This window comes from Actinomycetospora sp. C-140 (genome assembly GCF_054796175.1).
Genome location: NZ_JBTWNF010000011.1, coordinates 127,770 through 147,277, shown reverse-complemented (window position 1 = coordinate 147,277; position 19,508 = coordinate 127,770). Strand labels below are relative to the sequence as shown.

General features: G+C 75.6%; 21 protein-coding genes. 9 read left to right on the top strand and 12 right to left on the bottom strand.

Features of this window, described 5'->3' with window-relative positions:
- The first annotated feature begins 30 nt into the window (after positions 1-30).
- Complete coding sequence (locus ACR9E3_RS19295; protein ID WP_460382132.1) at positions 31-1,041, top strand: helix-turn-helix transcriptional regulator; 1,011 nt, start codon at positions 31-33, stop codon at positions 1,039-1,041.
- Here the strand turns inward: ACR9E3_RS19295 and ACR9E3_RS19290 are convergent.
- Positions 1,002-1,742 carry a VIT1/CCC1 transporter family protein gene (locus ACR9E3_RS19290; protein ID WP_460382131.1) on the bottom strand — a complete coding sequence of 247 codons (741 nt, stop codon included), beginning with the start codon at positions 1,740-1,742 and terminating at the stop codon, positions 1,002-1,004. The two genes, ACR9E3_RS19295 and ACR9E3_RS19290, sit on opposite strands and share 40 nt — an antisense overlap.
- A gap of 199 nt (positions 1,743-1,941) precedes the next feature.
- Between ACR9E3_RS19290 and ACR9E3_RS19285 the strand changes: the two genes are divergently transcribed.
- The 3 genes from ACR9E3_RS19285 to ACR9E3_RS19275 all read left to right on the top strand — a co-directional run bounded on the left by ACR9E3_RS19285 (position 1,942) and on the right by ACR9E3_RS19275 (position 4,252).
- On the top strand, positions 1,942-2,454 hold the full coding sequence (locus tag ACR9E3_RS19285) for a DUF1707 SHOCT-like domain-containing protein (RefSeq protein WP_460382130.1): 513 nt from the start codon (positions 1,942-1,944) through the stop codon (positions 2,452-2,454).
- Positions 2,455-2,800: 346 nt separating this feature from the next.
- Positions 2,801-3,400 (top strand): isopentenyl-diphosphate Delta-isomerase, encoded by a 600-nt coding sequence (gene idi / locus ACR9E3_RS19280; RefSeq protein ID WP_460382213.1) that lies wholly within the window; start codon positions 2,801-2,803, stop codon positions 3,398-3,400.
- A 57-nt stretch (positions 3,401-3,457) separates the two neighbouring features.
- A complete protein-coding gene (locus ACR9E3_RS19275) occupies positions 3,458-4,252 on the top strand; it encodes a YybH family protein (protein ID WP_460382129.1) in 795 nt (264 codons plus the stop codon).
- Here ACR9E3_RS19275 and ACR9E3_RS19270 read toward each other — a convergent pair.
- The 3 genes from ACR9E3_RS19270 to ACR9E3_RS19260 form a co-directional block, all read right to left on the bottom strand.
- Positions 4,219-4,938, bottom strand: coding sequence for an L-2-amino-thiazoline-4-carboxylic acid hydrolase (locus ACR9E3_RS19270; protein WP_460382128.1), 720 nt, complete (start codon positions 4,936-4,938; stop codon positions 4,219-4,221). The genes ACR9E3_RS19275 and ACR9E3_RS19270 overlap by 34 nt on opposite strands.
- An 87-nt stretch (positions 4,939-5,025) precedes the next feature.
- On the bottom strand, positions 5,026-5,451 hold the full coding sequence (locus ACR9E3_RS19265) for a VOC family protein (protein WP_460382127.1): 426 nt from the start codon (positions 5,449-5,451) through the stop codon (positions 5,026-5,028).
- Positions 5,452-5,456: 5 nt separating this feature from the next.
- Positions 5,457-6,314, bottom strand: coding sequence for an AraC family transcriptional regulator (locus ACR9E3_RS19260; RefSeq protein ID WP_460382126.1), 858 nt, complete (start codon positions 6,312-6,314; stop codon positions 5,457-5,459).
- A gap of 92 nt (positions 6,315-6,406) precedes the next feature.
- Here ACR9E3_RS19260 and ACR9E3_RS19255 point away from each other — a divergent pair, with 92 nt between their 5' ends.
- Complete coding sequence (locus tag ACR9E3_RS19255; RefSeq protein WP_460382125.1) at positions 6,407-6,730, top strand: putative quinol monooxygenase; 324 nt, start codon at positions 6,407-6,409, stop codon at positions 6,728-6,730.
- Between the two features lie 111 nt (positions 6,731-6,841).
- Here the strand turns inward: ACR9E3_RS19255 and ACR9E3_RS19250 are convergent, their stop codons facing one another.
- A complete protein-coding gene (locus tag ACR9E3_RS19250; protein ID WP_460382124.1) occupies positions 6,842-8,305 on the bottom strand; it encodes an MFS transporter in 1,464 nt (487 codons plus the stop codon).
- An 81-nt stretch (positions 8,306-8,386) separates the two neighbouring features.
- Here ACR9E3_RS19250 and ACR9E3_RS19245 point away from each other — a divergent pair, with 81 nt between their 5' ends.
- Positions 8,387-8,923 (top strand): TetR/AcrR family transcriptional regulator, encoded by a 537-nt coding sequence (locus tag ACR9E3_RS19245; protein WP_460382123.1) that lies wholly within the window; start codon positions 8,387-8,389, stop codon positions 8,921-8,923.
- A 155-nt stretch (positions 8,924-9,078) separates the two neighbouring features.
- Positions 9,079-9,423, top strand: a complete 345-nt coding sequence (locus ACR9E3_RS19240; protein ID WP_460382122.1) for a DUF3040 domain-containing protein — start codon at positions 9,079-9,081, stop codon at positions 9,421-9,423.
- 15 nt (positions 9,424-9,438) lie between these two features.
- Here the strand turns inward: ACR9E3_RS19240 and ACR9E3_RS19235 are convergent, their stop codons facing one another.
- Both ACR9E3_RS19235 and ACR9E3_RS19230 read right to left on the bottom strand, forming a co-directional pair.
- The gene (locus tag ACR9E3_RS19235) at positions 9,439-10,140 is read right to left on the bottom strand and encodes a Crp/Fnr family transcriptional regulator (RefSeq protein WP_460382121.1); all 702 of its coding nucleotides are present in this window, start codon (positions 10,138-10,140) and stop codon (positions 9,439-9,441) included.
- Positions 10,141-10,219: 79 nt separating this feature from the next.
- On the bottom strand, positions 10,220-11,527 hold the full coding sequence (locus ACR9E3_RS19230) for an MFS transporter (RefSeq protein WP_460382120.1): 1,308 nt from the start codon (positions 11,525-11,527) through the stop codon (positions 10,220-10,222).
- Positions 11,528-11,722: 195 nt separating this feature from the next.
- On the opposite strand from ACR9E3_RS19230, the gene ACR9E3_RS19225 reads away from it, so the two are divergent.
- Positions 11,723-12,067 carry a universal stress protein gene (locus tag ACR9E3_RS19225; RefSeq protein ID WP_460382119.1) on the top strand — a complete coding sequence of 115 codons (345 nt, stop codon included), beginning with the start codon at positions 11,723-11,725 and terminating at the stop codon, positions 12,065-12,067.
- On the opposite strand, the gene ACR9E3_RS19220 is transcribed toward ACR9E3_RS19225, so the two are convergent.
- From ACR9E3_RS19220 to ACR9E3_RS19210, 3 genes are all read right to left on the bottom strand, one after another.
- A complete protein-coding gene (locus tag ACR9E3_RS19220; protein ID WP_460382118.1) occupies positions 12,064-13,077 on the bottom strand; it encodes a hemolysin family protein in 1,014 nt (337 codons plus the stop codon). The two genes, ACR9E3_RS19225 and ACR9E3_RS19220, sit on opposite strands and share 4 nt — an antisense overlap.
- A complete protein-coding gene (locus ACR9E3_RS19215) occupies positions 13,074-14,387 on the bottom strand; it encodes a hemolysin family protein (protein ID WP_460382117.1) in 1,314 nt (437 codons plus the stop codon). The genes ACR9E3_RS19220 and ACR9E3_RS19215 overlap by 4 nt, the downstream gene beginning before the upstream one ends.
- A gap of 256 nt (positions 14,388-14,643) precedes the next feature.
- The gene (locus ACR9E3_RS19210; protein ID WP_460382116.1) at positions 14,644-14,982 is read right to left on the bottom strand and encodes a hypothetical protein; all 339 of its coding nucleotides are present in this window, start codon (positions 14,980-14,982) and stop codon (positions 14,644-14,646) included.
- Positions 14,983-15,058: 76 nt separating this feature from the next.
- On the opposite strand from ACR9E3_RS19210, the gene ACR9E3_RS19205 reads away from it, so the two are divergent.
- A complete protein-coding gene (locus ACR9E3_RS19205; protein ID WP_460382114.1) occupies positions 15,059-16,195 on the top strand; it encodes an MFS transporter in 1,137 nt (378 codons plus the stop codon).
- A 26-nt stretch (positions 16,196-16,221) separates the two neighbouring features.
- On the opposite strand, the gene ACR9E3_RS19200 is transcribed toward ACR9E3_RS19205, so the two are convergent.
- Positions 16,222-16,905, bottom strand: a complete 684-nt coding sequence (locus ACR9E3_RS19200) for a response regulator (protein ID WP_460382113.1) — start codon at positions 16,903-16,905, stop codon at positions 16,222-16,224.
- A 4-nt stretch (positions 16,906-16,909) separates the two neighbouring features.
- Positions 16,910-19,489 (bottom strand): sensor histidine kinase, encoded by a 2,580-nt coding sequence (locus ACR9E3_RS19195; protein ID WP_460382112.1) that lies wholly within the window; start codon positions 19,487-19,489, stop codon positions 16,910-16,912.
- Between the last annotated feature and the right edge of the window lie 19 nt (positions 19,490-19,508).

Below are 19,508 nucleotides of genomic sequence, written 5' to 3'. Positions count from 1 at the left end.
CCCGTCCGCCACCGCGGGCACACTGACGGGGTGCTCGAGACCTCCGCCCGCCTGCTCCGGCTCCTCTCGCTCCTGCAGGCGCGCCCGGAGTGGACCGGGCCCGAGCTCGCCGAGCGCATGGGCGTCACCACCCGCACCGTGCGCCGCGACGTCGACAAGCTGCGCAACCTCGACTACCCCGTCGAGGTCGACCTCGGTCCCGGTGGCGGCTACCGGCTCGGGTCCGGGGCCGCGCTGCCGCCGCTGCTGCTCGACGACGACGAGGCGGTCGCCGTCGCGGTGACGCTGCGGACCGCCGCCGGCTCCGGGGTCGCGGGCACGGGGGAGACCGCGCTCGCCGCCCTGGTGAAGCTCGAGCGCATCCTCCCGGCGCGCCTGCGGCACCGGATCACGGCGATGCCGGTCGCGATCGTCGCGCCCCGCGTCGCGCCGTCGGTGGACCCCTCGGTGCTCGCGGCGGTGGGCGGGGCCTGTCGGGACCGCCGCGTCCTCGAGATCGACTACACCGCGCGCGACGGCACGCCCACCCGCCGGCGGATCGAGCCGATCCACCTCGTGGCGTGGGGCCGGCGCTGGTACCTGGTGGCGTGGGACCGCGACCGCGAGGACTGGCGCACGCTGCGCGTCGACCGGATGACGCCGCGCCTCGCCCCGGACGGGCTGCCCACCGGCCCGCGCTTCGCGCCGCGCGAGGTCCCGGGCGGCGACCCGGCCGCCTTCGTCGCCGACCGCGTCGCCGACATCCGGCCCTTCCCGTGCGTCGTGCGCGTCGAGGCCCCGGCGCCGCAGGTCCGGGCGACGATCTGGACCGACCAGGTGCGTGTGGAGGAGCTGGGCCCGGATGCGTGCCGGGTGCGGCTCTCGGCCGACGACGCCCGCTCCGCGGCACTGATCCTCACCGGGCTCGACGCCGAGTTCGTCGTCGAGTCGCCCGACGCGCTGGTCGACGAGCTACGCCGCATCGCCGCGCGCTACGACAAGGCCACCGGACAGACGACGGATCAGCCGACCGCGCCGCCCACGAGCACGCCGATCCCGTAGGTGACGGCCAGGCCCAGCGCGCCGCCGACGACCACCCGCAGCACCGCGCGACGCGGGGCCGCGCCGCCGAGGCGGGCGCTGATCCAGCCCGCGATCCCGAGCGCCAGGAGCACCACCGCGACGGTGACGGGGACGCGCCACGACGTCGGGGTCACGAGGATCGCGATCAGCGGGAGCAGCGCGCCGGACACGAAGGACACCGCCGAGGCCGCCGCCGCGCGCCAGGGGCTGGTCAGCTCGTCGGGGTCGAGGTGCAGCTCGGCGTCGAGGTGGGCGGCGAGCGCGTCGTGCTGCGTCAGCTCGACCGCCACCCGACGGGCGGTCTCCCGGCTCAGGCCCTTGTCCTCGTAGAGCTCGGTGAGCTCCTCGAGCTCCTCGCCCGGCGCCTCGCGCAGCTCGCGCTTCTCCTTCGCGAGCTGGGCCTTCTCCGAGTCGCGCTGGCTGGACACCGACACGTACTCGCCGAGGGCCATCGACACGGCGCCGGCGACGAGCCCGGCGACGCCGGCCGTGGCGATCGGGGCGCGCTCGACCGTCGCCCCGGCCACGCCGACGACGATCCCGGCGGTCGAGACGATGCCGTCGTTGGCGCCGAGCACCCCGGCGCGCAGCCAGTTCAGGCGCTGCGAGAGCTCGCCGCCGTGGGGTTCGGGGTGGACGGGTTCGTCCGTCGCGCCCGCGTCGGAGCTGTTCACCGCCATGCCTCCAGGGTCCCACGGAGACTGGAACGATTCCAGAAAGCTGAGCCTGTCCTTGGTCGTCGGGAGGTCGTCGGGAGGTCGTCGGGAGGTCGTCCGGAGGTCATCCCGCGGATTCACGGCGATTCCGCGCCGGGAGGCGCACGATGGGGTGACCGGCCGGGCGCTGCGTGGGGGTGCCCGTGTGACGGGAGGAGGCGCGGTGGATCACGACCACAGTGACGACGCGAGCGCGGCGGGCGGGCGTCCCGAGCCGGACCTGCGGGTCTCCGACGACGAGCGGACGGCCGCCCTGGACGCCCTCGGGGTCCACCTCGGCGCCGGCCGCCTCGACGTCGACGAGTTCGGCGACCGGTCCGAGCGCGCCGCGGTCGCGGTCCGCCGCTCGGATCTCGAGGCCCTCTTCACCGATCTGCCCGCGCCGCACCCGCCGCTGCCGCGCCCGCCCGCACCGGTGGAGGAGGCGGCCGTCCGGGCGCGTCCGACGCCGCCGGGCCCGCACCGACCCCATCCCACGGCGGCCCTGCCCGTCTTCGCGCTGGTGATGGTGCTCGTGCTCGTGATGCCGGCCCTCGCGGTCGGCGCGGCGACGGCGGGCTCGGGCGCCGGCCTGCTGATCATCCCGCTGCTCTTCGTCGTGCTCGGGCACGCTCGGCGCGGCCGCTGGCACGGGCACGGACCGGGCGGTCATCGGGGCCCGCACGATCGGTGGTGAGGGGGGCTGGCGCTCCGCCGTCGGATGAGGTTAGGCTTGCCTCATCGCTGCGCGGGTGTTGTGGTGGCGCCCAGCGGCAGCGGCGAGAGGTGGGCCCGGGCTCGAGGGACGAGCCCGGGCCCACCGATCTCTCCTGCATACCACGTCTCGTGGTGATCCGCTGACCTCCCGTGTCTGACCTGCGGTGATTCTCCGTGTCCGCGAGGTCGTCGGGTTCCCGAACGTTCTCGCCGCCGGTGTTCGATGAGGCGAGCCTCGCCTCACCCGAGCGTCGCCCCGGGTGACCTCCTCCGCTCCGAGATGCCGCTTCCGTCCGGTCCGGGGAAGCTGGGGTCCCGTGGGGATCATCGAACGGGTCGTGCTGCTCGACGAGTCCGGCGCGGCCGCGGGGACGGCGGCCAAGGCGGACGTGCACCACGACGCGACACCGCTGCACCTCGCGTTCTCCTGCTACGTCTTCGACGGGCGCGGCGACCTGGTGCTCACCCGCCGCGCCCGCAGCAAGGCGACGTTCCCGGGCGTGTGGACCAACACCGTCTGCGGCCACCCCGCCCCCGGTGAGGCGATGGACGCCGCGGTCCGGCGGCGCGCCCGCCAGGAGCTCGGGATCGCCATCGACGGGCTGCGCCTCGTGCTGCCCGGGTTCCGCTACCGCGCCGAGCAGGGCGGCGTCCTCGAGAACGAGATGTGCCCGGTCTTCACCGCGCGCAGCGCCGATCCGCCGCGGGACCCGGATCCGGGCGAGGTCGACGAGGTCCGCATCGTGCCCTGGGCGCCGTTCCGGGACGACGTCCTCGCCGGGACGTACCCGGGGATCTCGCCGTGGTGCGCCGACCAGGTGCGCGCGCTGGCCCGCCTCGGCCCCGACCCGGTCGGGTGGGCCACCGGCGACCCCCGCGCCCTGCCGCCGGCAGCGTTCCTCGACGCGTCGGCCGCCGACCGATGATTCCCGCGGCCCGCGGGAGTTCCACCGGGTAGGAGGACCGACCCGAGGAGGAACCCGATGGCCGACCACGAGGACGCGATCCGCACCCTGATCGAGCGGTGGGCGCGCGCGGTGCACACCGGCGACCTGGACACGGTGGTCGCCGACCACGCCGGCGACATCGTCATGTTCGACGTCCCGCCGCCCCACGACGGGGTCCGGGGGATCGGGGCGTACGCGGCGACCTGGCCGCCGTTCTTCGACTTCCAGGCGAGCGGGGCGTGCTTCGAGATCCTCGAGCTCGACGTCACCGCCGGCGACGACGTCGCCTTCGCCCACGCCCTGCTGCGCTGCGACACCCCGGACGAGCTCGCCGCCCACCCCGAGCGGCGCCTGCGCCTGACGCTCGGGCTGCGCCGCGAGGGGGAGCGGTGGGTGGTGGCCCACGAGCACCACTCGTTCGCCGACGAGACCCCGATCAGGGAGGACGACGAGCGGGCGGTGCGCGAGGTCCACCGCCGCTGGGCCGACGACACCGCGACCGGCGACCTCGACGGCCTCATGGCCACCATCGCCGACGACGTCGTGTCCTACGAGCACGCCGGCGACTACGCCGGCATCGACGAGGTCCGCGAAGTCTGCCGGGCGGGCCTGGAGGCCTCGCCCGACCCCGTGCACTGGGCGATCCCCGACCTGCGCGTCCTCGCCGGCGGCGACCTCGCCGTGTCCTGGGGCATCGACGAGATCACCCCGACCGGCGGCGCGACCGACCGTTCGCGCGGGACGCGCGTCTTCCGCCGCACGCCCGGGGGCTGGCGGATGGTCCACCAGCACCTGTCCTACCCGGTGTCCCCGGGGAGCACGTCGGAGTAGCCGGACGTCGGGTCGCCGGTGCGCACGACGCGGAACCGGCACGCGTCGTCGCCGAGCGACTTCAGCGACGTCCGCTCCGCCCGCAACCCGCTCGCGGCGGGATCGACGGCCCGCATCCAGTTCGCGTCCCACGCGCAGAGGACCGTCGTGACCCCGGGCAGGCCGTGGCGGGCGAAGAAGTCGAGGAAGAAGCAGCGCTCGACGCGCATCTCGAACGCATCGGGGCTCGTCCGGTCGTACCGGATGTCGAAGTAGTCCCCGTAGAGCGGGGCCTCCTCCCGGCACGCTGCCTCGATGGCGCCGAGGGCGTCGTCGCGCCGGCCGAGCGCCCCGAACGCGACCTCCAGCGGCCGCCGCAGCACCCCGCCGAGGGCGTGCCGCAGGTACGCGACGGTGCGGCCGGCGTCGCCGTCGAGTACCGGCAGCAAGGTCTCGTAGGCGGCCAGGACCGTCGCGGTCAGCGCGAGCATCCCCTCGGACTGGCCGTCGACGGGGAGGTCGGCGTCCGCCTCCCGCAGCTCCTCCGCGCGCCCGCGGAGGGCGCCGAGGAGGTCGTCGCAGCGCTCGGGGTGCTCCCGCCGCAGGTAGACCTCGATCGCCGCGAGGAGGTCCCGTGGCATGACCCGCCCCATCGTCCAGCGGCTCTCGAGCTCCCACAGCCTCGCCGCCGCCCGGCTACCCTCCATGCCGACCACGCACCCTCGACCCTCGTCGGGCGACGAGGGTGACGCCGGCCCTCGCACCGGCCCCTCACCCGCGGCGGGTGAACGGGGTCAGGGACGGGGCGCGCCGGGGTAGGTGCCGAACTGCCAGTTGTTGCCCTCGGGGTCGCGCACGGCCACGTCGTGGGAGCCGTAGTCGGTGTCGTAGGGCTCGCGGACGACCGTGCCGCGCCCGTCGGCGGTCACCCGGGCGGCGAGGGCGTCGATGTCGCCGGCCGCGGCGACGACGACGTAGGCGCTGAACGCGCCGGACGCCGTCACGCGGCCGTCGGTGCCGGGCCGCCGCTGGCCCATCATGATCCCGCCCCCGGCCGGCCAGGCGAGCTCGGCGTGCTGCACGACGCCGGCGTCGTCGGCGTAGGCGACGGTCTCGACGAAGCCGAGCACGTCGGTCAGGAACGCCATGAGGCCCCGGGCGTCGTTCGCGGCGAGGCTGGGCCAGACCTGGGGCGGGGGCGTCTTGCCGTCGGTGTTCATGCCGTTCACGGTGACGGCTGCGGCGGGCTCGCGTCTTGGATGTTCCCGATCTCCTCGGCGAGCCAGCGCGTGGGCGAGCAGCCGGCCAGCGCGCCGAACTCGCGCGTGAGGTGGGCCTGGTCCGCGTAGCCCGCGTCCGCGGCGAGGTCGGCGAGCCCGAGCGGCCCGCCGGCCAGCGCCCGGACCGCCAGGCGGCGTCGCGTGCGGTCGAACCGCGCCATCCGCCCGGCGACCTTCGGCGCGACCCCGAGCTCGGCGCGGAAGCGCTGGCCGAGGTGGCGCTCGCTCCAGCCGACCTCGTCGGCGAGCCCGTGCACCGGGACGGTGCCGCCGGACGCGACGAGCCGCCGCCACGCGCGGCGCACCTCGGGCGCGACCGGGCGGCCGGCGGCGCTCGCCGGCGAGGCGCCGCGCAGGGAGCGCTGCAGGACGTCGTCGAGCGCGGCGAAGCGGGCGGTCCAGCCGTCGGCCTCCTCCACGCGGTCGGCCAGCTCGAGGGCAACGGTGCCGAGTACGTCGTCGGCGTCGACCGTGACCCCCGCGAGTTCCGCGGCCGGGGCTCCGAGCAGTGCCCGGGCCGCGAGGGGGTCGAGCGAGATGTGCACCCCGGACTGGCGGCCGTCGTGGACGATCGTCTCCGGGGTGGCGTGGAGCCCGCCGATGGCGGTGCGCCGTGCCACGAGCCCGCCCTCGCGGGTCCGCATGGTCAGCGGCGTGCCGAAGGTGACGATGAACGTCAGGTACGGCGAGGGCAGGCCGCGGTGCACGCCGGGCTCGCCGTGCATCTCGTAGCCGTGGTAGGTGACGTGGCCGGCCAGGGCGCCGGCCGGGCGCCCCACGCGGGGGTCCGTCGTCTCCTCCACCCGGCCAGTGTGACCTGCCCGCGCCCCCGCGCGCGAGGATGATCGTCGGAGTCGATCCGGCGCGGGGCGCCGGCCGAGAGGAGAGGACGAGCGTGATCCTGATCAACGTCAAGTGGACGGTGAAGCCGGAGTACGCCGAGCAGTTCCCGTCACTGGTCGCGGAGTTCACCGACGCGGTGCGCCGCGAGCCCGGCAACATCTTCTTCGAGTGGGCCCGGCACCTCTCCGAGGAGAACACCTACGTCCTGATCGAGGCGTTCCAGGACGACGCCGGCGAGGCGCACGTGCAGTCCGACCACTTCCAGAAGTTCGTGGCGCAGGCCCCGGACTGGGTGGCCGCGACCCCGAAGATCATCAACGTGCAGGACGTGCCGCAGGACGGGTGGGGCGAGATGGGCGAGGTCCAGCCCCGCTGACCGGCGCGCCGTGGGGAGCGAGGGCGTCCTTCGCGGCGCCCTGTGCAGCGAGGGCGTCCCTCGCTCCCGGGGCCCACGCAGCGAGGGCGTCCCTCGCTCCCGGCGCCGGCGTCACACCGCGACCGGCTCCCGATCGTCCGCGGCACCGGCCCGCAGCAGCCGCCAGGCGCCCACCGCGGTGAGCACCAGGACCACGGCGCCGAGGGCCGCCGCCCCCTGCAGCCCGACGGTGAGCGCGTCCCGGGCGGTCGCGGCGAGCGCGTCACGGGCGGCCGGGTCGAGTCCCGCGGCGTGGGTGATCGCGCCGCCGAGCGTCTCCTGCCCGGTCCGGGCGGTGAAGACGGCCGCGGCGAGGCTCCCGATCACCGCCGTGCCGAGCGCGCCGCCGAGCTCGTAGCCCGTCTCGGAGATCGCCGACGCCGCCCCGGCCCGGTCGGCGGGCGCGGCGGCGAGGATGAGGTCGTTGGTCAGGGCCTCGGCGAGCGCCACCCCGCCCCCGAGCAGGGCGAACCCGACGACCACACCCGCGAGCCCGCCGAACGCCGCGACCAGCACCAGCCCGAGCCCCGCGGCCGCGAGGCCCAGGCCGACGAGGGCGGGCGGCGACAGCCGCCGGGCGAGGCGGGCGGCGACGAGCGCCCCGGCGACCCCGGCCGCCGAGCCCGGCAGCATCCACAGCGCCGCCTCCAGCGGGCCGAGGCCGAGCACGAGCTGCAGGTACTGCGGCAGCAGCAGGAGCAGCCCGACCAGGGCGAACACCCCGAGCAGGTTGGTCACCACCGACACCGAGAACGACCGCCGGGTGAACAGCCCCAGGTCGAGCAGCGGGTGGGCGGCGGTCCGCTGGCGGTGGACGAACAGGGCCCCCGCGCCGATCCCGAGCGCCGCGGCCAGCCCGGCCGTGGGCGTCGGGCCCTCGGTGGCGACCGTCTTCACCGCCGCGACCACCGGCACCATCGCGGCGAGCGAGAGCACCGCGGAGACCAGGTCGAACGGGCCGGGGTGCGGGTCGCGGCTCTCGGGCAGGACGACGGGGCCGGCGACGAGCAGCAGCACGATCACCGGCACGTTCACCAGGAACACCGAGCCCCACCAGAAGTGCTCGAGCAGGAAGCCCGCCAGCACCGGTCCGGCGGCGGCGCCGCCCGAGAACGCGGCCGACCAGACGGCCACCGCGACGGCACGACGACGTGGCTCCGGGAACGTCGTCTTGATCAGCGAGAACGTGGACGGCATCAGCGTCGCCCCGCCCAGGCCCAGCAGCGCGCGGGCGGCGACGAGCGCGCCCGCGGTCGGGGCGAACGCCGCGGCCACGGACGCCAGGCCGAACGCCGCGGACCCCCACAGCAGCAGGCGCCGCCGCCCGATCCGGTCGCCGAGCGTGCCCATCGTGACCAGCAGCCCGGCGAGCACGAACGAGTACGCGTCGACGATCCAGAGCTGCTCGGCCGCGCCGGGGTCGAGATCCTCGGCGAGGGCGGGCAGCGCGGTGCCCAGCACCGTCATGTCGATGCTGATCAGCAGCACCGGCAGCGTCAGCGCGGCCAGGGCGAGGCCGGGCGACCGGCGGGACATCGGAGCCTCCTGATTTACCGTCCGGACGGTACAGTTACGAGAGTCGAAACTACACCGGCTGGACGGTCTACTGTCAACGGCGTGCCTCGCCCGTCACAGCGCGACCGCATCCTCGACGCGTACACCGACCTCGTGGTGACGTCCGGACCCGAGACGGTGACCCTCGACGCGGTCGCGTCGGCGGCCGGCGTCTCGAAGGGCGGGCTGCTCTACCACTTCGGGTCGCGCGAGGCCCTGCTCGAGGGGCTGCTCGACCGCTGCCGCACCCTCACCGACGCCGACCTCGCGGCGGCCCGCGCGGCGCCCGAGGGCATCGCGCGCTACTACCTGCGCACGTCGATCGACGACCCCGCGGCGGGCAGCGCGGTCTATCGGACCACGGTCGCGATGATCAAGCTGTCGACCACCGAACCGCGGGCCGCCGAGGTCACCCGCCGGTGCATGACGGGCTGGCGCACGGCGCTCGTCGAGGAGCTCGGCGACGGCCTCGCGGCCGACCTCGTCGCGGCCCTGGGCGACGGCATCTACCTCCGGGCGATCGTCGGGCAGAGCAGCGCCGAGCTCGGCGCGGCCGCCGAGGAGCTGTTGCGCCGAGCGGCGCCTCGCCCGCCGGCGTGACCACCGTCGCCGTCCGCATCGCCGACCGGTGCCGTGACCGCCGTCGGCGGCAGGGTGTGTCGTCCGCGTGACGTCACCGTTTCCGCTGGTCGCCGCGTTTCGCCGGTGGTCGAGGACACGGTGTGGTGAGCCCGGACGTCCCGCACCCTGGTGGGGTGGACCCGCACGACGAGCACGGTCGGCCCGCGATCCCCGACCGACCCGCCGACCCCGTCGCCGAGCGCTTCGGCGCGATCGTGAGCGCGCTGGCGCGGGAGGACCCGCGCTTCGCTCGCCGGGTCAGCGCGCCCGCCCCGGGACGGATGGGCGCCGGCAACCTCGCGCTCGTGCTGGGGCTGGTCGCCACCGTGCTGCTCGGCGCGGTCCCGCTCGTGCTCGGGCTGCACCTCGGGAGCGTCGTGCTGTGCGTCGTCGGGGCGGTGGGCTGCCTGCTCCTGCCCGTCGGCGTGCCGCTGCTGCTGCGCACGGTGCTCTACCGGGTCCGCCCGCTGCGGCGCTGAGCGCACCGCGACCCGTCACACCGCGACCGCGTCCACCCGCCGGCGCAGGGCCGCGAGGTCGCGCACGACGATGCTGCGCCCGTCCTTGACCAGGACGCCCTCGGCGACGAGCCGGGAGAGCTCGCGGCTCGTCGTCACCCGCGTCAGCCCGATCATCAGCGCGAGCTCGTCCACGGCGGGCCGGACGCTCAGCCGGGCCGAGGCCCCGCCGGTGCCCGCCGTCCCGAGGGCGCCCTCGCCGTAGGCCTCGACGAGGTGGCCGAGCAGCACCGTCACGCGCTCGCGGGCGGGCAGGCCGTCGAGGAACACGTGCAGGTGGAGCACCCGCTGCTTGTGGGCGGCCCGCCGCACGACCTCCACGAGCAGCTCGGGGTCGTCGCGCGCCGCCTCGACGAGCACGTCGCGGCCGACGGACAGCACGCGGCACGCGCCGGCCGCCGTCGCGGTGACCGGGTGCGGACCGCCGTCGAAGCACACGCCCTCGCCGAGGCTCGCCCCGGGCTCTGCCCAGGAGATGACGCGGACGGTGCCGTCCGGGCGCAGCATGTGGATCCGGACCCGTCCCGAGGCCACGACGTGGAACGACGACGCCCCCTCGCCCTGGCGGTAGAGGTGCTCGCCGGCGCGCAGCCGCCGCGGAATCCCGAGCGCCTCGATCCGCCTGCTGACCGCGCCGGGCTCGGCGAGGAGGAACGGCGAGACCGTGGGACCGGACACCGGGCGCAGCGTAGGCCGGACCGGCACCCGTCGAAAGGGATGAAGCGGGCGCCGGTCCGGGGGTCGATCAGCAGGATGCTCAGGCCACGGCGGCCTCCGGGGCGGCGTCGGGGATCGACTCCGCGCCGGTGTCGGGCAGGGCGAGGGTGCAGAGCAGGCTCACGACCGAGAGACCGGCGAGCAGCAGCCCGATCGCGAAGCTCGAGGCGAACGTCGCCACGAGGGCGGTCGCGATCAGCGGGACGACGCCGCCGCCGAGGACGCCGGCGAGGTTGTAGGCCATGCCGGCGCCGGTGTAGCGGTAGCGCGTCGGGAACAGCTCGGGCAGCTGGGCGCCCTGCGGTCCGTACGCGAAGCCGACGACGCCGAGGACCACCGCCAGGCCGAGCCCGAACGACCACCCGGTGCCGATGTCGAGGATCGGGAACGCGACGAGGCCGCCCACGACGGCGAGCGAGTTCCCGATGATGATCATCCGACGGCGCCCGACCCGGTCGGACAGGATCGCGCCGGCGATGGTCGTCCCCGCGAAGACGAGCCCGCCGATGATCCCCATGGCGAGCACGGTGGTGCGCGGGAGCTCGAGCTGCTGGGTGCCGTAGGTCGTCAGGTACGTGACGCCGATGTAGAAGAAGGCGAAGACCGCCATCGTCGAGCCCGCGCCGAGCAGGACCTCCTTGGTCTGGGTGCGCAGGACCTCGGCGACCGGCATCCTCGTGTCGACCGCGTTGGCCTTGCGGTGCGACGAGAAGGCGGCGGTCTCGGTGATCGCGAGGCGGACGTAGAGCCCGACCGCGACCAGCACGACGCTCGCGATGAACGGCACCCGCCAGCCCCACGCGAGGAACGCCTCGTTGGACATCGTCAGCGCGGTGAGCAGGAACGTCGCGCTGGCCAGGGCGAACGCGAGCGACGGACCGAGCTGGGGGAACAGCGCGAACTTGCCCCGCGCCTTCGCCGGCGAGTTCTCCGCGGTCAGCAGGGTGGCGCCCGCCCACTCACCGCCGACGGCGAGGCCCTGCAGGACGCGCAGGAGCACGAGGATGATCGGGGCGGCGACGCCGATGGCCCCGGTGGTGGGCAGCAGGCCGATGGCCAGCGTCGAGAGGCCCATGAGCAGCAGCGTCGTCACGAGCGTGCGCTTGCGTCCCAGGCGGTCGCCGAAGTGGCCGAACAGCACGGAGCCGAAGGGCCGGGCGACGAACGCGACACCGAACGTGGCCAGGGCCAGTGCCGTGCCCGCCGCGGCGCCGAGCGACGGGAAGAAGACCTTGTTGAACACGAGGGCGGCCGCGGTGCCGTAGATGAAGAAGTCGTAGAACTCGATCACGGTGCCGGTCATGCTCGCGATCGCGATCCGGCGCATCGGTGGTGGCGAGCCGCTCACGGGACCTCCTGAACGTTCGTACGGGTACGCCCAGTGTCCGTTCGATCACCTTTGCGGTCTGTATCACACACTACAGACGGATGACCGTTGTCGTGCTGTCCGTGCCGGGTGGCGCAGCGTGCTCGCGCGGACGGACGGTGCCGGCCGTACGCTCGCCGCGGCGTCCACCGGGGGACGCCCGGGGACGGGGACGAGATGACGATCCTGGTGGCGGTCACCGACGACGATCCGGGTGCGGCGGCACTCGAGGTCGCGCTGGCCGAGGGCGACCGCCGGTGCACCGAGGTCGTCGCCCTCAACCTGCGGGCGGGTCCCGTCGCCGTTCCCGACGGCGCCCGGGCCACCGTCGTCGACCGTGTGGTCGGCGTGGAGGACGGCGACGCCGTGCTGGAGCGCCTCGAGGCCGACGCCGACGTCGACCTGCTCGTCATCGGCGTGCGGCGCCGCAGCCCGGTGGGCAAGGCGTTCCTCGGCGACGTCGCGCAGCGGCTGCTGCTCGAGGCGCCGGTGCCCGTGCTCGCGGTGAAGGACGGTCTCTAGGGACGCGCCCCGGCGTGCTGGATGTCGCCGACCAGCGCGGCCAGCACGTCGTCGAGGGTGACGATCCTGTCGGCGCCGACCAGCGCCAGGTGCGCCCCGCTGCGCCGCATCCGGGTGAGCGCGTCGGCGAGCGGGGTGTCGGCGGCGAACGCGGCCAGCGGCCGCACGATCCCCGCGGGCGGCGGCGCGTCCCGGGGCGGGGCGGGCGGGCCGAGCAGGTCCTTGACGTGGACGTAGCCGTGCCAGCCGTGCTCGTCGCGCAGCGGCAGCCGCGAGAACCCCCGCGCCCGCGCGAGCTCCTGCAGCTCGGCGACGGTCGCGTCCGGCCGGGCGGAGACGACGTCGTCCACCGCCACGACGTCCAGGGCGGCGTCGGAGAACCCCAGCGCTCCGTGCACGAGCGCCGCCTCGTCCCGGTCGAGCAGCCCGTGGTCGCGGGACTGCTCCACCAGTGCGGCGACCTCGTCGCGGCTGAACGCGCTGGCCATCTCGTCGCGGGGCTCGACGCGGACCGCCCGCAGCGTCAGGTTGGCGACGCCGTTGAGAACCCAGAGGAACGGCCGCAGCACGGTCACGACCGCCACGAGCGGCGGGGTGAGCACCATCGCGGCGCGGTCCGGCACCGCGAGCGCGATGTTCTTCGGGACCATCTCGCCGACCGTGACGTGCAGGAACACGACGATCAGCAGCGCGATCGCGAACGCCACGGGGTGCACGGCGGCCCCGGGCAGGCCGAGCGCGGCGAAGACCGGCTCGATCGCCGCGGCGACCGCGGGCTCGCCGAGGGCACCGAGGCCCAGCGAGCAGATCGTGATGCCGAGCTGCGCGCCGGCCATCATCAGCGACACGTTCTCCATGGCGCGGACGGTGACCCGCGCGGCCCACGAGGTCGTGGTCCGCGGCTCGAGGGACGCGCGGCGCGCCGAGATCAGCGCGAACTCGGCGCCGACGAAGAAGGCGTTGACCGCCAGCAGGACGACGGCGGTGGCGATGCCGGCTCCGATGCTCACGCGGTCACCTCCAGGCGCACGGCCACGACCCGCCACCGGTCGACCGTCTCGACGGTCATGTGCACCGTGGTGCGCTCGACCTCGCCGAGATCCTCGCCCGGCCGCGTCGCGGTGACGCTGACGGCGTCGCCCTGCGCCGGCACGCGACCGAGGTGCTCGGCGAGCAGGCCGGCGAGCGTGTCGTACTCGGGCGACGTGGGCAGCGTCCAGCCGATCAGCGTCGAGGCCTCGTCCGGGCGCAGGCGGCCGGCGGCGCGCCACGTGGTGTCGTCGAGGCGCCGGCCGGGCGGGGTGCCGGGGTCGTGCTCGTCGCGGACCTCGCCGACGAGCTCCTCCACGAGGTCCTCGAGGGTCACGAGGCCCGCGACGTCGCCGTACTCGTCGACGACGAGCGCGAGCTGGACCTCCCCGGCGCGCAGCTGGGTCAGCAGGCGGTCGAGGTCGAGGGTCTCGGGGACGGCCCCGACGGGGCGGGCGAGGTCGCCGACGGGGGTCGCGGGGTCGACGCCGAGCGCGTCGCGCACCTGGACGACGCCGGTGTCGCCGTCGCCCAGCACCGGGAACCGGGATCGGCCCGTGGCGGCGGAGCGCTCGAGCAGCGTCGCGACGGTGTCGGTCGGCGCGAGGGTGACCATCGCGCCGCGGGGGGTCATGACGTCCGCGGCGTGGCGGTCGGTGAACGCGAGCGTGCGCTGGACCAGCGTCGCCGTCTCCCCGGACAGCGTGCCCTGGTCGGCCGAGCGGCGGACCAGCGAGAACAGCTCCTCCGCGGACCGGGCCGACGCGAGCTCCTCGGTCGGCTCGACGCCGACGGCGCGCACGAGCACGTTGGACGTCGAGTTCAGCAGCGCCACCAGCGGGCGCGTGACCGTGGTGAACGCGCGCATCACGCCCTCCACGGCGCGGGAGGTGCCGCGGGGCGCGCTGATGGCGAGGTTCTTGGGCACGAGCTCGCCGAAGATCATCGTGACGGCGGTCGAGAGGACGAGCGCGACGATCAGCGAGACCGCCGACGCGCCACTCTCCGAGAGCCCTAGCGAGGTCAGCGGCCCGGCCAGCAGGGCCGCGATCGCGGGCTCGGCGAGGAAGCCGATCGCGAGGTTCGTGACCGTGATGCCGAGCTGGGCGGCGGACAGCTGGGTCGAGAGCGAGCGCAGCGCCGACAGCACGCCGCGCGACCGGCGGTCGTGCTCGGCCTCCCGCTCGATCGCGGCGCGGTCGACGCCGACGAAGGCGAACTCGGCGGCGACGAAGACACCGCAGGCGACGACGAGGACCGCCGCCGCGAGGATCAGGAGCAGTTCGGTCACGGGCGGACCGGACGGCGGGTCATGGGCTCCCCAGGGTCGAGGCGGACATCCGGCACAACGGACACGCCGTCGGCGGAGTTCCCCGGGGTGACCGGGCTCGCCGGGATGGGTTACTGGCTGGTATCGCTCGCCACGCGAGCGACACCAGCCAGTAATCACCGGGCGGCCGACCCCGATCGGCCGCCCGGGTCGGCGAGGGGCACGTCCGGCAGGCCCGAGGGGGGTCGCGGGCGGCGGGAGGTGCCCCTCGCCGGGATCAGGTGCCCTGCGCGGCACCGGTGTCGGTGCTCTGGCTCGTGGACGCGCCGGGCGGGGTCCCTCCGGGGCCGCCGGCGCCGCCGTCCGGCGGGCCGCCGAGCTGGCCGACGAGCATCGAGACGCCGAGGCCGACGAGGAACGCGACGATCGCGATCACCGAGGCGAGCCACAGGGACACCTGGCGACGGGCCGTCGCGACGGGACCGGCCGGGGCCGGCGCCGCGGACAGCGTCGTCGGGGCGTCGGCGTCGCGGTGGACGGTGTAGCCGTCGGGCTGAGCCGGGGGAGCCTGGCGAGCCGGGCGCGGCGTCGGGGTGGGATCGGTTGCTGCGGTCATGACGTGAAGCCTCGGCCCCGGCGCTGTCCGGTCGGTGTGGTCGACCTGTGGCCGCCCTGTGATCCACGATCGGGCGATGCGCACCGCGGCTCTCCGCCTCACCGTCGCCGGCGCCGCGGTGGTGGGCGTGGCCTACGGGATGGGCCGCTACGCGTTCGGCCTGACCCTGCCCTCGCTGCGCGCCGACCCGTCACTGTCGACCACCGGCCTCGACGACGCCGTCCTCGGGCTGATCGCGTCCGGGTCGTTCGCCGGCTACCTCGCCGGCCTCCTCCTGGCCCCCGTCCTCGGGCGCCGGTTCGGTCCGCGGGCCCCGACGACGGTCGGGAGCGCGTGCGGGCTGGTCGGCGGGGCCCTCGCCGCCGGGGCGTGGTCGCCGCTCGTGCTGGCGGTCGGCGTGGTGCTCGCCGGCAGCGCCGCGGGCTGGGTGTGGGCGGCGTACTCCGACCTCGCCGCCGTCGTCGTCGAGGCGCCGGCGCGCCCCCGGACGCTCGCGATCATCAGCACCGGGACCAGCGCGGGTCTCGTGGTGTCGGGGGTCGTCGGACTGTGGGCGATCGGCGTCCCCGGCTGGCGCCTGCTGTGGGTGGCGATCGGGCTCGCCTCCGCCGTGACGGGCCTGCTCAACCTGCGCTGGACCCCCCGGCTGCCGCCTGAGCCGGTCGGGCGGGCCGGACGTCTCGCGCTCCGCGGGCTCGCGGTGCCGGTCGTGTACTCGATCGCCTTCCACGTCGGCGTCACGACCTTCTTCACCTGGGCGGCGGACATGCTGCGTCGCGCCGCCCTCGCGCCGGGCTGGGCGCCTGTCCTCTACGCGCTGGTCGGGGTCGTCGGTCTCGTCGGGCTGGGGATCGGCGGCTGGTGCGCGCGCTTCGGCACCGTCCGGGTGGCGGCGGCCTGCCTGCTCTTCCTCGGTGCGTCGCTGGTCGTACTGGGGACGGGCGCGGGCTCGGGGGTCGTCGCCCTCGTGGCCGCGGCGATCTACGCGCCCGGGATCATGGGCGGGGCCGCGGTCCTCGCGGTGTGGACCGCCGAGATCGCCCCGGACCGCTCCGGCGAGGCGCTGACGGTCGTCGTCGCCGTGGGGGCGACCGCCGCGGTGGTCGCGCCGGCGGTGGTGGGGGTCCTCCTGGGCGTCGTGAGCCTGACCGCGGTCCTCGTCGGGCTCGCGGTGCTGCTGGTGCTCACGGCCGGGTTCCTGCTCAGAAGTTGATGTTCGAGCTCTCGCTCCGCGTCGTCTCACACCTCGAACCGGTACCCCCGGCCCGCCTCCGTGACCAGGTGGCGCGGCCGCGCCGGGTCGGGCTCGAGCTTGCGGCGCAGGTGGGCGAGGTAGACGCGCAGGTAGTGGCCCTCGGTGCCGTAGGCCGGGCCCCACACCTCGCGGAGGATCTGCTGCTGGGTGACGAGCATCCCGGGATGGCGGGCGAGGTGCTCGAGCACGCCCCACTCGGTGGGCGACAGGTGCACCTCGGCGCCGTCGCGCACCACCTTCTTCGCGACGAGGTCGACGGTGAAGCTCGCGGTCTCGACGACCGGCGTGCCGTCCGGGGTGACCACCGCCGCCCGCCGGACCGCGGCGCGCAGGCGGGCGAGCAGCTCGGGGACGCCGAAGGGCTTGGTGACGTAGTCGTCGGCGCCCGCGTCGAGGGCGGCGATCTTGTCCGCCGAGTCGGTGCGCGCCGACAGCACGATCACGGGCACCGCGGTCCACCCGCGCAGGCCCGCGAGGACCTCGAGGCCCGGCATGTCGGGCAGCCCGAGGTCGAGGATGACGACGTCGGGCGGCGGGTGGTCGGCGGCGGCGCGCAGGGCGGCGGCCCCGTCGGCGGCGAGCACGACGTGGTGGCCGTGCGCGGTGAGGTTGATCCGCAGGGTGCGGCGCAGGTGCGGGTCGTCGTCGATGACGAGGACGCGGCTCACGGCCTCACCCCACCGCCGAGCCCAGCGGGGGCGCGACGCGGTGCTCCTCCGCCCCGGCGGGGGCCGCCGGCAGCGAGAGGACCATGGTCAGCCCGCCGCCCGGGGTGTCCTCGGCGTCCAGCCGGCCGCCCATCGCCTCGGTGAACCCGCGCGCGACGTGCAGGCCGAGCCCGACGCCGGTCGCCGCCCGCCGGTCGCCGAGCTGCTGGAACGGGGTGAACAACCGGTCGCGCTCCTTGCGGGGCACGCCCGGGCCGGTGTCGACGACGCGCAGCTCCACGCGGCCGCGGTGGGCGCTCGCCCGGATCGCGACCGGTCCCGCGCCGCCGTGGCGCACGGCGTTGTCGACCAGGTTGGCGACCACCCGCTCCGCGAGCCCGGTGTCGGCGAGGACGTCGGGCAGATCCTCGGCGACGTCGACGGTCACCCGCGCCGCGTCGACGTGGCCGCCCGCGAGGGTCGCGGCGACGACCTCGTCGAGCCCCACCGGCGCGACGATCGGGCTCACGGCACCCGTGGCCAGGCGCGAGGAGTCGAGCAGGTTGTCGACGAGGCCGGTCAGGCGGTCGGTGGACTCCTCGACGGTGGCGAGCAGTTCCTGGCGGTCGCCGGTGGACATGCGCAGCGTCGGGTCGCGCAGGCTCCCCGCGGCCGCCTTGATCGCCGTGAGCGGCGTCCGGAGGTCGTGCCCCACGGCCGAGAGCAGGGCGGTGCGCAGCCCGGCCGCGTCGGCCCGGCGCTGGGCGTCGGTCGCCTCGGCGGCCATGCGCCGATTGCGCAGCGCGAGCAACGCCTGCCCGCTGACCGCGGCGAACAGCGCGCTCTCGCTCGAGGTGAGGGAGCGCCCGGTGGCGACGAGGTGGACGCCCTCGTCGATCTCGACGTCGGCGTCGGCGTCGGCGGGCCTCGTGCAGGGGGTCCCGCCCGTGCAGGCCGTGACGTCCCAGGCGGCACCCCGCCGCTCCAGCAGCGCCACCGCCGTGAGCCCGAAGGCCTCGCGCACCCGCTCGAGCAGCTTGGGCAGGGGGTCGGACCGCGAGAGCACGACCCGGGCGAACGAGGTCAGCAGCGTCGCCTCGGTGCGCGCCTGGGTCGCCTGCACCGCGCGGCGGTCGGCCCGGTCGACGACGGCGGCGACGAGGACGGCCACGACCACCATCGCGACGATCGCGAAGGCGTTCTCGGGCTGCGCGACCGTCAGCGTGTACAGAGGCGGCGTCAGGAAGACGTTGAGCAACAGGCCGCCCCCGACGGCCGCCACCAGGGCCGGCGCCAGACCGCCGATCATCGCCGTGACCACCGTGGCGAGGAAGAAGAGGACGACGTCGGTGGACAGGTCCACCGACTCGCGCAGCAGCACCCCGACCACGGTCGCGAGCACCGGGAGCAGGATCGCCGCGGGCCAGCCCCACGCGTGCCGGCGCGCGGACAGCGGCCACCGCCGCCGACCCGGGGCGTCCTCTCCACGGTCGAGCTCCGCTGCGCTTCGTCTCCCGGCCGCCTCGGCGTGGCTGACCAGGTGCACGTCGATGGTGCCGGACTCGGCGATGGTGCGGGCGCCGATCCCCGGGTCGACGAGCCGCGCCCAGCGCGAGCGCCGGGACGTCCCGAGCACCAGCTGGGTGGCGTTGGCGGCGCGCGCGAACTCCAGCAGCGCGGCGGGCACGTCGTCGCCCACCACGGAGTGGAACGAGGCGCCGACGTCCTCGGCGAGGAGCCGCAGGCCCGGACCGTCGGCCCGCGGGCCGGTGGTGGCCAGGCCGTCGCTGCGCAGGATGTGCACGCACAGCAGGTCGGCGGACCCGGCGCGCCGGGCGATCCGGGCCGCCCGGCGGATCACGGTGGCGCTCTCGGGGCCACCCGTCACGGCGACGACGACGCGTTCCCGCGCCTCCCACACCTCGGAGATGGCCTCCTCGCTGCGGTAGCGCTGGAGGGCGACGTCGACCTGGTCGGCGACCCAGAGCAGGGCCAGCTCGCGCAGCGCGATGAGGTTGCCGGTGCGGAAGTAGTTGGCCAAGGAGGCGTCGATCTTCTCGGCCGCGTAGACGTTGCCGTGGGCCATGCGTCGCCGCAGGGCCTCGGGGGTGATGTCGACCAGCTCGATCTGGTCGGCCGCCCGCACCACCGCGTCCGGGATCGTCTCGCGCTGGCGGACGCCCGTGATGCGCTCGACGACGTCGCCCAAGGACTCGAGGTGCTGCACGTTCACCGTCGAGATCACGTCGATGCCCGCGGCGAGCAGCTCCTCGACGTCCTCCCAGCGCTTGGCGTGGCGCGCGCCGGGTGCGCAGGAGTGGGCCAGCTCGTCGACCACGCACACCTCCGGGGCGCGGGCGAGCACCGCGTCGACGTCGAGCTCGCTGAGCTCGGCGCCGCGGTGCTCGTACACCGCCCGAGGAAGCACCTCGAGGCCCGCCAGGAGGTCCGCGGTCCGCGGGCGCCCGTGCGTCTCCACCAGCCCGACGACGACGTCGGTGCCCCGGTCGAGGCGCCGGTGCGCCTCGTTCAGGGCGGCGTAGGTCTTCCCGACGCCCGGCGCCGCGCCGAGGTGGATGCGCAGCTCACCCCGTCGTTCCGTCACGTCCTCATCGTGCACCGGA

Excerpts from the sequence above, each read along its gene's own strand:
- ACR9E3_RS19290 (WP_460382131.1), bottom strand. The coding sequence starts at position 1,742 with ATGGCGGTGAACAGCTCCGACGCGGGCGCGACGGACGAACCCGTCCAC.
- ACR9E3_RS19275 (WP_460382129.1), top strand. The coding sequence starts at position 3,458 with ATGGCCGACCACGAGGACGCGATCCGCACCCTGATCGAGCGGTGGGCG.
- ACR9E3_RS19270 (WP_460382128.1), bottom strand. The coding sequence starts at position 4,938 with ATGGAGGGTAGCCGGGCGGCGGCGAGGCTGTGGGAGCTCGAGAGCCGC.
- ACR9E3_RS19265 (WP_460382127.1), bottom strand. The coding sequence starts at position 5,451 with ATGAACACCGACGGCAAGACGCCCCCGCCCCAGGTCTGGCCCAGCCTC.
- ACR9E3_RS19250 (WP_460382124.1), bottom strand. The coding sequence starts at position 8,305 with ATGTCCCGCCGGTCGCCCGGCCTCGCCCTGGCCGCGCTGACGCTGCCG.
- ACR9E3_RS19225 (WP_460382119.1), top strand. The coding sequence starts at position 11,723 with ATGACGATCCTGGTGGCGGTCACCGACGACGATCCGGGTGCGGCGGCA.
- ACR9E3_RS19210 (WP_460382116.1), bottom strand. The coding sequence starts at position 14,982 with ATGACCGCAGCAACCGATCCCACCCCGACGCCGCGCCCGGCTCGCCAG.
- ACR9E3_RS19205 (WP_460382114.1), top strand. The coding sequence starts at position 15,059 with ATGCGCACCGCGGCTCTCCGCCTCACCGTCGCCGGCGCCGCGGTGGTG.